This window comes from Cytobacillus oceanisediminis, from assembly GCF_004366035.1.
Lineage (GTDB): Bacteria > Bacillota > Bacilli > Bacillales > Cytobacillaceae > Cytobacillus > Cytobacillus oceanisediminis_C.
Genome location: NZ_SOEE01000007.1, coordinates 211,469 through 225,321, shown reverse-complemented (window position 1 = coordinate 225,321; position 13,853 = coordinate 211,469). Strand labels below are relative to the sequence as shown.

Below are 13,853 nucleotides of genomic sequence, written 5' to 3'. Positions count from 1 at the left end.
ATACAGCTTAAACAGCTGATTTTGAAAATTCCTTTAGTGTGGATTGCAGAATTTGAACCGCTTCATCTATTTCAGATTTTGATGCTGTCAGCGGAGGCAGCAGCCGCAATACATTTTCCCCTGCAGGCAAAGCCAGCAAGCAATTGGCTCTTAATTCCTTTAACAAAGATGGAAGGGGGATATCTGATTCAATACCGACCATCAAACCAAGATAGCGAAGCTCCTTAACAGCTGCAATCTGTTCAAGCGATCCTGCCAATTTGTCAGCAAGATATACACTCTTTTCCTGAACTTCCTGTAAAAAATCATCATCAAATACTGTCTTCATTGTAGCAATAGCTGCTGCAATGCTGATCGGGTTCCCGCCGAATGTTGATCCATGGCTTCCTGGCCCAAATACTTCTTCTAATGCTCTTTTTCCAATCACAGCGCCTATTGGCAATCCGCTTCCCAGGCCTTTAGCAGCGGTTACGATATCGGGATTAAGGTCAAAATGCTGAAATCCAAAGGCTTTGCCCGTTCTGCCTATGCCGGTCTGAATTTCATCTACAATCAGCAGCGCTCCATATTCTTTGCAAAGTTCCTCAGTTTTTGTAAGAAACTCCTGATTCCCAATGTGAATCCCGCCTTCACCCTGTACAATTTCCAGCATTACGGCCGCTGTTTCCTCGTCAATCTCTTCCTTCAACGCATTAATATCGTTAAAAGGAACATACTTAAAAGTCTCAAGCATGGAACCATAGCCTTTTTTAATTTTTTCCTGGCCCGTTGCAGCCATAGTGGCAAAGGTTCTCCCGTGGAATGATTGCTGAAAGGTAATGATTTTTTTCCGTTTCGAAGCTTTTCTTGCAAGCTTAATCGCTGCTTCATTTGCTTCCGCTCCGCTGTTGGCAAAGAATACAAGGTCCATGCCCGCAGCTTCAGAGAGAGTCTTTGCAGCATCCTCCTGCTGATTCTGTTCGAATAAATTTGAAACGTGCCAGAATTTATCCAGCTGTTCATTGATTGATTTTTGTACAGCTGCCGGACGGTGGCCAAGATTGCATACCCCTATTCCTGAGGTGAAGTCCAAATAACGCTTCCCATTTTTATCAAAAAGATAGCTTCCTTCTGCTTTTTCCGGCTCTACGTCCCACCGGGCATACGTTGGAAATAGATTACTCAAGTTAAGACCTCCTTCTTGGCAGATACATTCGTACCGAACCAAATCCCTTCCTCATAAAACTTTTCTTTTCCTGATACAATCATTACGCTATTTAACCCTTTGCTGATTAGGTTCAAGGCAGAGGTAACCTTTGGAATCATTCCGCCTGTAATTTTTTTATCGTTAATATGCTGTTCAATTTCATCCGCGTCAAGCTGAGGAGAGAGGTTACCGTCAATGAAAATTCCTTTTACATCCGTTACAAAGATACAATGTTCAGCTTTAATGGCATTGGCAACGGCCGCCGCCGCATAGTCGGCATTAATATTCAATTTCGTGCCGCCTTCTGCAGCCCCAATTGGAGTAATGACAGGGATCAGGTCTTCGTTAAATAACATTTCCAGTACCGACTGATTAACTGCCGTTATTTCGCCAACCAGTCCAAGCTCATCCTGATTGATAAATTCTGCCTTTAGTAATCCCGCATCACTGCCATTTACGCCAAACCCTCTCAAACCATGCAGTTCGATCATTGAGGTAAGTTTGCGGTTGGATTGTCCTGACAAAACCATCTCTGCTACCTCCAAGACTTCCGGAGTCGTTTTTCTTAGCCCATTAACAAATTCATGAGGGATATTATAAAGTTCAAGCATGCTGTTAATTGCCGGGCCTCCTCCATGAACGAAAACAATCTGGTATTCTTCCTTCTTCAACTCTAAAAGACTATCAAAGAAAGCTTCACCCAGCTCTTCCATTACACTGCCCCCGCACTTAATGACTATACTTTTCAATTGGCATCCCCCTCAGGTACGATAACTTGCATTGATTTTGACATAATCATAGGATAAGTCACATCCCCAGGCTTTCCCTTTGCCTGCTCCCTGATGAAGATCCACAGTAATCTGAATGGCGGCATTGGATAAGTACTCTTTTGCATCTTTTTCAGAAAATGCCAGTGGAACACTATTTTTCAGCATGACTATAGGTCCAATTGCGATATCTACCGAAGAAGGATTAAGAGCTGGCTGGCTTTGTCCGATAGCCCCGATAATCCTGCCCCAATTGGCATCCGCTCCATATATAGCAGTTTTAACAAGATTCGATCCGACAATCTGTTTAGCAATCATTCTTGCATCGTCATCCGTTTTTGTCCCCGATACCTCCACTTCTATCAGCTTTGTTGCTCCCTCACCATCTTTTGCAATCTGTTTAGCAAGACTTTCACTTGTTTGAGAAAGCATCTGTATAAAAACATCCCAATCTGGATGATCCGGCGAAAGTTTATTTATACCGCTTGTTCCATTAGCCATGACCATTACCATATCATTAGTTGAGGTATCTCCATCAACGGTTATCTGATTGAACGTTCGATCGGTAACCTGTTTTAAGGTAGATTGCAAATCGCTGCAGTCTATATTTGCATCTGTAGTGATAAACGCAAGCATGGTTGCCATATTGGGATGAATCATTCCAGACCCCTTTGCCGATCCGCCCATAGTAACGGTTTTCCCATCGATTACTGCCGAATAGCAGCATTTCTTCATCACTAAATCCGTTGTTAATATGGCTGTTTGAAAATCCTCTGAGTGTAATGCCTCATTGCCGGGATTCAGCATCTTAATGCCCTCTTCTATCTTATCCATCTGCATATACTCCCCAATGACACCAGTGGAGGCAACCGCCACATGCTGTTCCTTTAAATTGAATTTATCTGCAGCTGATTTTCTCATTTGATAGGCGTCCTTTAGCCCCTGGTCCCCTGTACAGGCATTGGCACATGCACTATTTACAATGACAGCCTGAATGATGCCTTCCGCTGCAATGCTTTCCTGTGTAACTTTTAGAGGGGCAGCCTGAAAATGGCTTGTTGTATAGACAGCTGCACATTGTGCAGGAGTATCGCTCAATATAATTCCCAGGTCCTTTTTTGAATAGCGCAGCCCTGCATGTACGCCAGCTGCTGTAAATCCTTTCGGTGTTATGATGCTTCCTGTCGGCAGTTCGGTTACTTCAGTTTGAGATACTAATTGCATTTATCTTTCCTCCTTATGGATAGAGCGGAACAAATCCGAGACCCGCTGATTCATCCAATCCGCTCATAATATTGGCATTTTGTACAGCCTGCCCGGCAGCACCCTTCATTAAATTATCAATCACTGAAACTATTGTCAGTCTGCCCGTTCTGGAATCCACATGGACACCTATATCGCAAAAATTAGAGCCTGCCACCTCTTTAACGGAAGGGAATGAATTTTCAGGACGAATTCGAATAAATGGCTGTTTTTCATAGACTGATTGATAAAGTTCAAGAATTTGAGAAGATGTGTAATCTTTTGTCAGCTGAACATAGCTGGTTGTCATAATGCCTCTTGTAATAGGAAGAAGATGGGTCGTAAATGTGATCGGCTTTAGAGCGGAATTCCATTTCATCAGCTGCTGCTCGATCTCAGGTGTATGCTGATGCTGGTTTACCTTATAAACACGCAGGTTTTCATTAGCTTCTGCATAGCTAGTTGATCTCGAAAGCGCCCTTCCTGCCCCTGACACGCCGGATTTTGCATCGACAACAATGCTATCGGGTTTTATTAAATTTTCTTTTACAACTGGTGCAAGGCTTAGCAGAGCAGCTGTTGGATAGCATCCAGGATTAGATATGATTTCTGCAGAAGCTATTTCGTCATGATGCCACTCAGGAAGCCCATATACTGCTTTTTCTACGAGAGATTCGTTTGCAGGAGCGTGTTTATACCACTCCAGATAGGCTTGAGCTGGGATTCGAAGATCACCGGAAAGGTCAATTACCTTTATATTCTTGCCTGAAAAATTTTCAGCAAGTTTCCCTGATACTCCAGATGGTGTAGCCAGAAAAACAATATCAGACTGATCTGCTATTTGAACTGAATCAATCCCCTGTAAGTTCTTGTCAATGATTTCATATAGATGGGGATATTCATTCCAAATGGGGAGATCTTCTTTCGTTGAATGAATCGATTTAATTTTAAATTCCGGATGCTGTTTAAGGATACGGAGCAATTCCGCACCCCCATATCCGGTTGTTCCGATAATTGAAACGTTCATAATTGCTCCTTCCACACTCTATTGTATATTTAATCATTTATATACATATTTATGAATTTGTGTTTCTCTTATTATAGAAACTGAAAGAAAAAAATGCAACCTATTTTACTGAAGTTTTAAAGATTTCTAATATTTATTTTTACTCGGCACAGCTAAATAACATTTCTGAACAAATTGAAAAACCGGCCTTGTCAGGCCGGTCTTTAATTATAAATGGCAAGTAATAACATGAAAAAGAATATGGCTGCATTCGCAATTTCATATATCCCAATTTTTTTAGGTGTAAATGATTTCCCATAAAATGCAATGGACCGAAAAAGGCTGGGAAGAAACGCTGCAGATACAATCCAACCACCTGCGGGCAGCCAGAGAATCGGTACCGCAGCATGAAAGATCCACGAAATCCATTTGTAGGAAATGTTTTTCTTTTCCCTGATCATTGATTTTACATAGAAGGTGCTTCCGGCAAAAAATAAAATGGAAGCTACAAATACTGTCCAGGCCAGCGGTGTAATTTCCCCATACGGCAAGTAGCTGCTCGCAAGGCCTGCTGTTGAAAAGGCACAAATGGCACTAAAATCGTTACCCAATGCCCTATCTCTGTTATTGGACGAATAGCGCGCATTAATGATAAAAAAAGGAATCATAAGAAGTCCAAATATGATAATCGAAGGCCTTGCCATTATAGGAAATAATAGCAGTAAAATAGCCGGAACCAGATAAATAATAACCCACTTTTCATAAAAAGCTATCTTTTTTCTTTTAAATAGAAGAAGGCCCGGATAAGTAGCCAGATATAATAAAATCCATCCTAAAAAAAATGGGATATGAGACCAAATAATATCAGATGCAGCCGCTCCGAGCCAAAATGGCAGGATCAGCATCGCCCAGGCTCCATGCTGTTTTGGCATAAATAACTTCACCTATATAATACCTCCCCGCTGCTTTCTGCCAATAATATATAATTTTCGCGGTAAATAATAAGTGAAGATTATCACTGGTAAACAATATCGCCACAAAACGTTCAACTTTTTTGAGAATTATTAAAAACAGCCTAAAATAGAATGGGCTGTTTTGCATAATCTTATTTCCTTTTCTTACTTTCGCTCACTAAATACTCAATAATCCAATCAGTACCTATTGGATCATGGATGCTGAAAAACGGAGTGTCCAAATCTGCAGCCTTGTGCTTAATCAATTTATCTTCCCAGGAGAAGAGTGCACAGATATTTGTCAGTTCCTCCATAAGGTACATATCTTCATCACTTCTGAGCAGGAGTGCTTTTGGATATGAAGCCTTTTTATGACCTTCTATAAGCACAACGTCAGGATGCAGCTGCATGGCAATCTTAATTTGCTCGTCCAGGCTCCAGCTTTTCTTCTCAGCTTGTAAAAGCAGTCTGCCTCCACCTTCAACAATTGAAGCAGCTGCTCCTGATTCAATATGATTGCTGGAATCCTTTCCTTCTGGGGTTTCGGGTTTGCCGCCATGACCATGATGCTTAATGGTAACGGCAGAAAGGCCATTTCTTTTTAATCCGGAAATTATTTTGCTTACCAATGTTGTTTTTCCGCTGTTTTGATAGCCGGATACCTGAAAAATAACAGCTTTACTTACCATGGCCATTCGCTTCCTTCATGGTCCTCAAGCAAAAGCACCTCAACAATGTCGCCCTTGCCATAGCCTCTGGTTCCGCCAGGCAGAATCATTAGTGAATTCGCGCCAGCGAGACTCATTACAATGTTTGATTTATCCACTCCGCTTGGCGCCGCAACAAGTCTGCCTCCTGAATAATTCACAGCTGTCCGGACAAATCGTGTAAATGGGTTTGCTTTTGGAAACTCTGCCACGAGTTCTGCTGTTTCTTTTCTTAAATGCGGTTTCTCAGAGAACAGCATTTTCCGGATGATCGGTCTTGCAAAAAGCTCAAACCCGACATAGCAGGCAGAAGGATTTCCGGATAGTCCAAACAGCAGCTTCCCTTCATGCTGGGCAACTGTAGTCACACTGCCGGGCCGCATCGCAACTTTATTGAAAAGGATCTCTGCACCAAGCTTTTCATAAATGCCCGGCAGATAATCAAAATCGCCAACAGATACACCGCCCGTAGTAATCAGCATATCCACGCTGTTCAATGCTTCTTTCACAGCATTGAAACATGTATTAAATTCATCAGGGAGCTTTCCATAATAAATAACTTCCGCCCCGGCCCGTTCAATTTGGGCTGTAATCATATGGGCATTGCTGTTTCTGATTTTCCCCGGCTGCAGCGGTTCGTGTACTTCCAATAGCTCTGTACCGGTTGCAAATAATCCGAAAACAGGCTTCTTTGCAACCGGTACTTCGGCATAGCCAAAGGTAGCAAGAATAGCCTGAATTCCCGGGTTGATTTTTGTCCCCTTCTTGACCAGTGAATCTCCTTTTTTCGCATCTTCGCCCTTGAAGGAAACATTGTCTCCAGGATTATAGGAGCGTTTAATGGACATAAAATTCTTACCGTCTTCTTCATATGCTTTTGCCAGTTCAAGCATTACCACGGCATCACATTCCTCAGGCATTTGCGCACCCGTCATAATTCTCACGGCCTGGAATGGACCAATGTTTTTGGAAGTCACATGCCCCGCGCCAATGTGATCTATTACCTCAAATACTGCGGGATTTTCCATTGAAGCTTCCATTGTATCTGCTGAACGTACTGCAAATCCATCATATGGTGAGCGATCAAAATGAGGTACATCATGGGTCGCCTTTAAGTCTTCTGCCAGAAAACGGCCGTTGCTTTCATTAATGGATATGTATTCTGCACTTCCTTTTAATTGATAGGCCATGATTTTTTTTACTGCTTCCCCAACAGGAATGGGAGTTCTTTTTTCCAGCACTATATCAGCTCCTATGTACTTTTCTTAATGCCTTTTCTATTTCAATTATTATAAACGTACATGAAAACTTATAACATGACAATCATCACACATTCCTTTTTTGCATGTGCATGATTTTCATAAAAAAATTAAATAAAGGCTTGAAGTGTGATGCCCGTCACCAAATTAAAAAGGATATTCATTTATTCTAAAGATAGTTCACAAGATAGAAGGAGGAAAATTCAATGACTATACATCTTACAGAAGACCGTCTGGTAAAAGATATTGTAAACGAATTTCCAAAAACAAGTGATGTTTTTAAACGGCATCGCATCGATTTTTGCTGCGGTGGAAATATTCCGCTGGTGCGTGCAGTTTCAGAGCAGTCTGCAGATATGGAAATTCTGATTAAAGAATTGAACGAGGTTATTCAGAAGGAAAACCAAACCGATGATTTAGAGGTTTGGACAGACAGTTCTTCAGAAGACATTATTGAACATGTCATCAATCGATATCATCGTCCTCTTGAGGAGGAACTGTCACTATTAAGCCCATATGTAACAAAGGTTTCAAGAGTACATGGAGAAAGCCATAAGGAGCTATTAAAAGTCCATCAATTATTCTTTGAGCTGAAGCACGAGCTTCTTGAACATACTTCTAAAGAGGAAGAGTCAGTTTTTCCAATGCTCCTGAAGCTCGAGGACCCTCAGGTTGAAAATCGCCAAGAAATCATCAGCTATATCCGGGAGCTTGAGAAAGAGCATGATCATGCTGGTTCAATTTTAAAGGAATTAAGGGAAATTACATCAGATTATGCTCCACCTTCAGATGCATGCGGATCTTACCGTCTCGTGTATAAGCGGCTGGAAGATCTGGAAAGCCAAACCTTTATGCATGTTCACCTTGAGAATAACATTCTATTTCCACGATATATATAAACATTACGATCTGCAGCCAATAACGGCTGCAGTTTTTTTGCAGTTAAACGACAAAATAAAAAGCCTGCCCCGCTATGTCCATTTCTCATGACATAGCAAGGCATGCTTTCTTTATCCACCTATATAGGACATTTCAATTTTTTTCCTGCTGGCAATGGTTTCTTCAGTCCGTTCGTCTGAATATCTGTCTTTTCTACCTTTCCAAATATTAACAATTCGATCGGTAATTTCTTCATCCGTGGCGCCTTTTCTCATAAATCCCTTCAGATCATGCCCTTCTCCATTAAATAGGCATGTGAAAATTTGGCCGTTTGCCGACAATCTTGAACGTGTGCAGCTTGAACAGAAAGATTCAGAAACAGATGTAATAAACCCAACATCCACATCCGTGCCCTTATAACGGTATCGCTTGGCAACCTCTCCGAAATAATCCGGATCTACCGGTTCCAATAAATAGTGTTCCTTTAAAATGCTATAAATTTCTTTTTTGGTAACAACCTCGTCCATCTTCCAGCCGTTTGTACTGCCGACATCCATGTATTCAATAAAGCGGAGCTGTAAGCCGTTATCTTTACAGAACTTAGCCATCGGGACAATTTCAGAATCATTCAGGCCTTTTTTAACGACCATATTAAGCTTGACGCCCAGCCCTGCTTCTTTTGCTGCCTCGATCCCTTTAAGAACTGGTTTTACACCTACATTGCGTCCGTTTATTTTTCCAAACAGCTCATCATCCAGACTGTCAAGACTGATGTTAACCCTCACCAGTCCTGCTTCCTTTAAATCTTTCGCATGTTTGGGCAGCAATACACCATTTGTGGTAAGCCCTATATCTTTTAAGCCCTCAATGTCTGAAAGCATTTTTACAAGTTTAGGCATGTCCTTTCTCATAAGGGGTTCCCCGCCTGTTAACCTGATCTTTTCCACTCCAAGACTTACAAAGATTTTAGCCAGCCGTTCGATTTCTTCATAGCTCAGAAGTTCATTTTTTGGAAGGAAAGCAAAATCCGGCCCGAAAATTTCTGCCGGCATGCAATATTGACAGCGGAAATTACAGCGGTCAATGACAGAAATGCGAAGATCTCTTAAAGGTCTATCCAATTTATCTTTAACGATTGTTTTAGCCATTTTGTTCAACTCCATATAAAGAGTGACTTAAATAAGCTTTCTATACAGATGTATATTTTAGCCTTTCCCTTAAAATAACAGAAATAACCCAGTATCTCAAATTAAGGGCTTCTACTATTAGAACATACAATCGTTTCAATGTTAATAGGGAATTGTTTGTATAATAGCAAAGACACGCCATTTCAATAGAAAATGCCACAATAAAGACACAAAAGCCGGCAATGTTTTCACCATACAAATGATATTATTGTGAAAAAAGACAGTTGTTTTATGAAGGAGGATTAACATGGCTCGTACAGCCATTAAACCGACACATTCCATAGAGATTAAAGAGCTTCTTCATTTCGCAGACCGGCGTATGAAAACCCCTAAAGGGGCTTTCATTTTTCAAGAAGGCATGGATGCTGATGAGCTTTATATTATACTTTCAGGCAAGATACAAATCAGCAAGATAACAGCAGATGGCAGAGAACTCACCTTCAGGTTATGCGGAGAAAATGAAATTATTGGCGAGCTGACCCTATTTACCAGTGACCCTAAATATTTATTGAATGCTTTAGTTCTTGAAACTGGTGAAGTGGCTGTGATAAAAAAAGATGTCCTGGAAAAGGAGATATTTAAAAATAGCACATTGGCTTATGAATTTATGAAATGGATGAGCGACCACTTCCGTAATACACAGACCAAATTTAGAGATCTCGTCCTAAATGGAAAAAAAGGTGCCCTGTATTCAACCCTTATCAGAATGACTAACAGCTATGGAATAAAGGTTAAGGAGGGCATACTCATTGATCAGCCCCTTACGAATCAAGAGCTTGGGAATTTCTGCGGAACCTCCAGGGAAAGCACCAACCGGATACTGGGTGAACTGAAGAAAGACGGCATCATTACCATTCTAAATGGAAAAATCACAGTCAAAAACCTTCAATATTTAAAAAATGAAATAGGCTGTGAAAACTGCCCTGCTGTATATTGCAGCATCGAGTAGGAGTGCAGCTGAACTGCACTCCTCTTTCTTTTACTTTGGCGCTTTCTTTCTAAGTGCCTTTGGAATATAAACACAAAACGGCTCGCTTTCCATATAATCCCCTGTCATGGCAAATGCCCGTGACCTGGATCCCCCGCATACATAACGGAACTCGCATAGTCCGCATTTCCCTTTATATTTATCAGGATTTCTTAGGTCTTTAAAAATTGGCGATTCCCTGTATATTTCAGCAAGTGGCTGTTCCCTTACATTCCCTGCTTTTACAGGAAGCAGCCCGCTGGGATAAACATCCCCAATATGTGAAATGAAAACAAATCCATTTCCGTCATTCACTCCTTTAGGAGCCCTGCCTAAACCATCTATAGAACCCGTTAGCCCTTGCTGTGTGAGTGCATCGAGATATTGGATGTCCTCATTCTGAGCCTTCGCTTCCCTCATTTTTTGCTGAATGACCACTCGGCGGTAATGCTGTGCAGCTGTTGTCTTGATATCGAAAGTAACTTTTTTGCTTAAGTTATACAGCCAAGTAAATACCCTCTCATGTTCAACCGGAGAAATCATATCTGTTTCCTGCCCTCTCCCTGTTGGGACAAGGAAGAACACACTCCAAAGAACACATTTGAGTTCTTCTGCAACCATAGCCATTTCCTCAAGATAATCGATATTATAACGCGAAATAACTGTATTAATCTGGACTGGAATTTCAAGCTCGTGCAAATATTTAATCCTTTCGATCGTTAAATCAAAGGAACCGGCAGTACCTCTAAAATGATCATGGATTTCCGCATTTGGCCCATCAAGGCTGAAAGCCCATCGAGCTAAGCCGACCTCTTTGGCTTTTTCAATAGCTTCTTTCGTTACATTGGGTGTCGCACTGGGCGTCATTGAAACACGCAAGCCCTTTTTTACAGCATATTCGGCAATTTCGAATACATCCTGCCTCATTAATGGATCTCCACCAGTAAAAACAAGCATAGGGTTGTTCATTTCCTTAATTTGGTCAATCAAATACTTTCCTTCATCAAAAGAAAGCTCTCGCGGATCTCTCCTGTATTGCGCTTCCGCACGGCAATGCAGACATTTGAGCTGGCATGCCCTTGTTAATTCCCAAATCACAATAAAAGGGTCTTTATTAAAATCTCTATCAAATCCCATTTGAGATGCCTCCTTAAACAGCCTCAATCCTGGATGTTTTATCAACACAATGCAAACCTATATTTTGTCTTTCCATCGTTATTATAGGATAATCGGCATGTTAAATAAGTGAACTATCTCACATACAAATGCTCATTTTCAAAGAGTTTACAGAGTTGTGACCAACGAAATCAAGGCAAGGGCACAAAAAAAAACAGCAGGAAAATACTCCTGCTGTTTTAAGATTAAATCTTATTGTACACCAAGTGCGATTTTTGCATAGCGGGACATTCTATCTTTAGACCAAGGCGGGTTCCAGACAATGTTCACTTCAGTATCCTTTACTTCCGGAATATCTGCCAATGCTGACTTTACTTGATCAACAATTGTTCCTGCCAAAGGGCACCCCATGGAAGTAAGAGTCATATCTACTACAGCTTTACCTTCTTCTTCCATTTTCACATCATATACTAAGCCTAAGTTAACAATATCTATCCCCAGCTCCGGGTCAACAACTAGTTCAAGTGCACCCATGATGCTGTCTTTTAAATCCTGGTCCATACTTAGCACTCCTTCATTATTTACTTTATCTCTTTCTCTATCTTAACAAATATTTAAATGAATTGAAAAAATGTTGGTTATAGATGTTCCTCGAACCATTTAACCGTTTCAAGCAGCCCTTCCCTGCTTACTTTATGCCCTGCCTGTTCATCTGATATAAACATTAGGTTTTCAGGTGAGTCTCTATATAAGGGCTGGATGGTCTCATAAAATTGGTATGTATAGGAATAAGGCACAACCGGGTCTTTTTTGCCATGCCAGAACATAAGCGGCCTTCCTCCAAGCTTTTCAGGCTGAAGGCTTAGATCCCGCTCCCTTAAAGTCCCCAGCAGATCTGCTAGTTCTTCACTGGAAAGCGGCATTTTAATATTATTCTTTTTCAATTCATCCAGCTGAAGCTGAGCAAATTTTTCATAATACGGCATACCCATAAGACTTACTGCAGCCTTGATCCACTCATACTGGGTCAAGGCGCCTAAAGTGACTATTCCCCCCATGGAGGTGCCTACAATTCCTATTCTTCCCTGGTCGATCAGATCTGCATCCTCATAGACTTCCCTGATTATGTTCAATTCAGCAATGGTATTCAGAACAATATCCCATAGCTTGAAATTTAATTCGCTTCCTGATAAACCTTCAGATCTTTCCCCATGCAGTAAGGTGTCCGGAAGCACCACCCTGAACCCTTTTTCAGCAAGCAGATAGGCATAATGCAGATTATGTTCTTTGGCACTCGTAAAGCCATGAACGAAAATAATAAAAGGCAAGCGTTCCCCTTTTACTTCCTGTCTGGCGAGTTCAAGAACAGGAATTTCTTTGATATGCTTATGTTCAATAACAACCACAGTTCTTCCTCCTAAACCTGTTGGGCAAAAGTGAATTTTTTTACAAAATTATAATAATATTGATAACATATATGTATAGAATGATTTTGTAAAAAACGCACGCTCTTGTCTTGATGTAAATTCTTTCTATATTTTCAGTTTAACATGTAGACTTTTTTTTTCCAAAACCTTTACACTTAAAAGAAAAGCGGGGCATACTTCAAGGTAAGCATTTGGCTGCAGTCCCCTAACTGCAGTTATATTCTTATAAAAAAGTGCCGAGCGCTTAGAAGGAGATCTTATGGCAGAAAAACATTTAATCGCACTGGACCTTGATGGAACATTATTAAAAGATGACAAAACCATCTCAGCTAAAACTAAAATGATTATTCAAAAGGCACGTGAACAAGGACATGAAGTAATGATTGCCACTGGAAGGCCATTTCGCTCCAGCGAAATTTACTATCGTGAAATGGGATTGACTACGCCAATTGTCAATTTCAATGGTGCTTACATACATCATCCTAAAGATCATAATTGGGGAGTTTATCACACACCTCTGCAAATGAACGTTGCAAAAGAAATTGTCGAAGCCGTTAATAGCTATACAGTTCATAATATTGTAGCAGAAGTTATAGATGATGTTTACCTTCATTACCATGATGAAAAGCTTCTGGATATCTTCAGTTTTGGCGACCCCAAAATTACTACTGGAGATTTGCGCAATTTTCTCAATGATAATCCGACAAGCATGCTGATCCATACAGATGAAGAACATGTAAAAACAATTAGAGCCCACCTTTCTGAAGTCCATGCCGAAGTGATTGACCACCGTCGCTGGGCGGCTCCATGGCATGTCATTGAAATCGTAAAAACAGGGCTGAATAAAGCCGTTGGCCTTCAAAAAGCAGCTAATTACTTCCAAATACCGCCTGAGCGGATCATAGCTTTCGGTGATGAAGACAATGATCTTGAAATGCTTGAATTTGCAGGCTACGGGATTGCCATGGGCAATGCTATCGACCAGGTGAAAAATATTGCCAATGAAGTCACTTTAACCAACGAGGAAGATGGAATCGGAATCTATTTAAATGAATTATTAAACCTTAAAGCACTGTAAGCAAATGAAACAAAAAGAATTAAATAGTAGCCAGTCCATTAAATTCCCTTTTTAAATCATTCCTATAGAGCATACTAAA

14 protein-coding genes are annotated in these 13,853 nt (G+C 40.9%); 3 read left to right on the top strand and 11 right to left on the bottom strand.

The window, feature by feature from the left end:
* Window positions 1-7: 7 nt before the first annotated feature.
* The 7 genes from DFO72_RS18695 to DFO72_RS18665 all read right to left on the bottom strand — a co-directional run bounded on the left by DFO72_RS18695 (window position 8) and on the right by DFO72_RS18665 (window position 7,102).
* Window positions 8-1,165, bottom strand: coding sequence for an acetylornithine transaminase (locus tag DFO72_RS18695; protein ID WP_113883357.1), 1,158 nt, complete (start codon window positions 1,163-1,165; stop codon window positions 8-10).
* On the bottom strand, window positions 1,162-1,935 hold the full coding sequence (gene argB, locus DFO72_RS18690; RefSeq protein ID WP_113883358.1) for an acetylglutamate kinase: 774 nt from the start codon (window positions 1,933-1,935) through the stop codon (window positions 1,162-1,164). Before argB ends, DFO72_RS18695 begins: the two co-directional genes overlap by 4 nt.
* A gap of 12 nt (window positions 1,936-1,947) precedes the next feature.
* Entirely contained in the window at window positions 1,948-3,177 is a 1,230-nt protein-coding gene (gene argJ, locus DFO72_RS18685) for a bifunctional ornithine acetyltransferase/N-acetylglutamate synthase (protein ID WP_113883359.1), read from the bottom strand.
* Between the two features lie 13 nt (window positions 3,178-3,190).
* Window positions 3,191-4,222, bottom strand: a complete 1,032-nt coding sequence (argC, locus tag DFO72_RS18680) for an N-acetyl-gamma-glutamyl-phosphate reductase (RefSeq protein WP_113883360.1) — start codon at window positions 4,220-4,222, stop codon at window positions 3,191-3,193.
* Between the two features lie 203 nt (window positions 4,223-4,425).
* On the bottom strand, window positions 4,426-5,145 hold the full coding sequence (locus DFO72_RS18675) for a YwiC-like family protein (protein ID WP_113883361.1): 720 nt from the start codon (window positions 5,143-5,145) through the stop codon (window positions 4,426-4,428).
* Between the two features lie 161 nt (window positions 5,146-5,306).
* A complete protein-coding gene (mobB, locus tag DFO72_RS18670) occupies window positions 5,307-5,849 on the bottom strand; it encodes a molybdopterin-guanine dinucleotide biosynthesis protein B (protein ID WP_113883362.1) in 543 nt (180 codons plus the stop codon).
* Window positions 5,837-7,102, bottom strand: a complete 1,266-nt coding sequence (locus tag DFO72_RS18665; protein WP_113883363.1) for a molybdopterin molybdotransferase MoeA — start codon at window positions 7,100-7,102, stop codon at window positions 5,837-5,839. Before DFO72_RS18665 ends, mobB begins: the two co-directional genes overlap by 13 nt.
* A 224-nt stretch (window positions 7,103-7,326) precedes the next feature.
* Here DFO72_RS18665 and ric point away from each other — a divergent pair, with 224 nt between their 5' ends.
* Window positions 7,327-8,019 carry an iron-sulfur cluster repair di-iron protein gene (gene ric, locus DFO72_RS18660; RefSeq protein WP_113883364.1) on the top strand — a complete coding sequence of 231 codons (693 nt, stop codon included), beginning with the start codon at window positions 7,327-7,329 and terminating at the stop codon, window positions 8,017-8,019.
* Between the two features lie 111 nt (window positions 8,020-8,130).
* Here the strand turns inward: ric and moaA are convergent, their stop codons facing one another.
* Window positions 8,131-9,147 carry a GTP 3',8-cyclase MoaA gene (gene moaA / locus DFO72_RS18655; protein ID WP_113883365.1) on the bottom strand — a complete coding sequence of 339 codons (1,017 nt, stop codon included), beginning with the start codon at window positions 9,145-9,147 and terminating at the stop codon, window positions 8,131-8,133.
* 286 nt (window positions 9,148-9,433) lie between these two features.
* Here moaA and DFO72_RS18650 point away from each other — a divergent pair, with 286 nt between their 5' ends.
* A complete protein-coding gene (locus DFO72_RS18650; protein WP_113883366.1) occupies window positions 9,434-10,135 on the top strand; it encodes a Crp/Fnr family transcriptional regulator in 702 nt (233 codons plus the stop codon).
* Between the two features lie 30 nt (window positions 10,136-10,165).
* Here the strand turns inward: DFO72_RS18650 and DFO72_RS18645 are convergent, their stop codons facing one another.
* The 3 genes from DFO72_RS18645 to DFO72_RS18635 form a co-directional block, all read right to left on the bottom strand.
* Window positions 10,166-11,290, bottom strand: a complete 1,125-nt coding sequence (locus DFO72_RS18645) for a TIGR04053 family radical SAM/SPASM domain-containing protein (RefSeq protein ID WP_113883367.1) — start codon at window positions 11,288-11,290, stop codon at window positions 10,166-10,168.
* A 231-nt stretch (window positions 11,291-11,521) separates the two neighbouring features.
* Window positions 11,522-11,830, bottom strand: a complete 309-nt coding sequence (locus DFO72_RS18640) for a metal-sulfur cluster assembly factor (protein ID WP_113883368.1) — start codon at window positions 11,828-11,830, stop codon at window positions 11,522-11,524.
* Between the two features lie 77 nt (window positions 11,831-11,907).
* Window positions 11,908-12,675 carry an alpha/beta fold hydrolase gene (locus DFO72_RS18635; RefSeq protein WP_113883369.1) on the bottom strand — a complete coding sequence of 256 codons (768 nt, stop codon included), beginning with the start codon at window positions 12,673-12,675 and terminating at the stop codon, window positions 11,908-11,910.
* 280 nt (window positions 12,676-12,955) lie between these two features.
* Between DFO72_RS18635 and DFO72_RS18630 the strand changes: the two genes are divergently transcribed.
* Window positions 12,956-13,774, top strand: coding sequence for a Cof-type HAD-IIB family hydrolase (locus DFO72_RS18630; protein ID WP_113883370.1), 819 nt, complete (start codon window positions 12,956-12,958; stop codon window positions 13,772-13,774).
* Window positions 13,775-13,853: the final 79 nt, after the last annotated feature.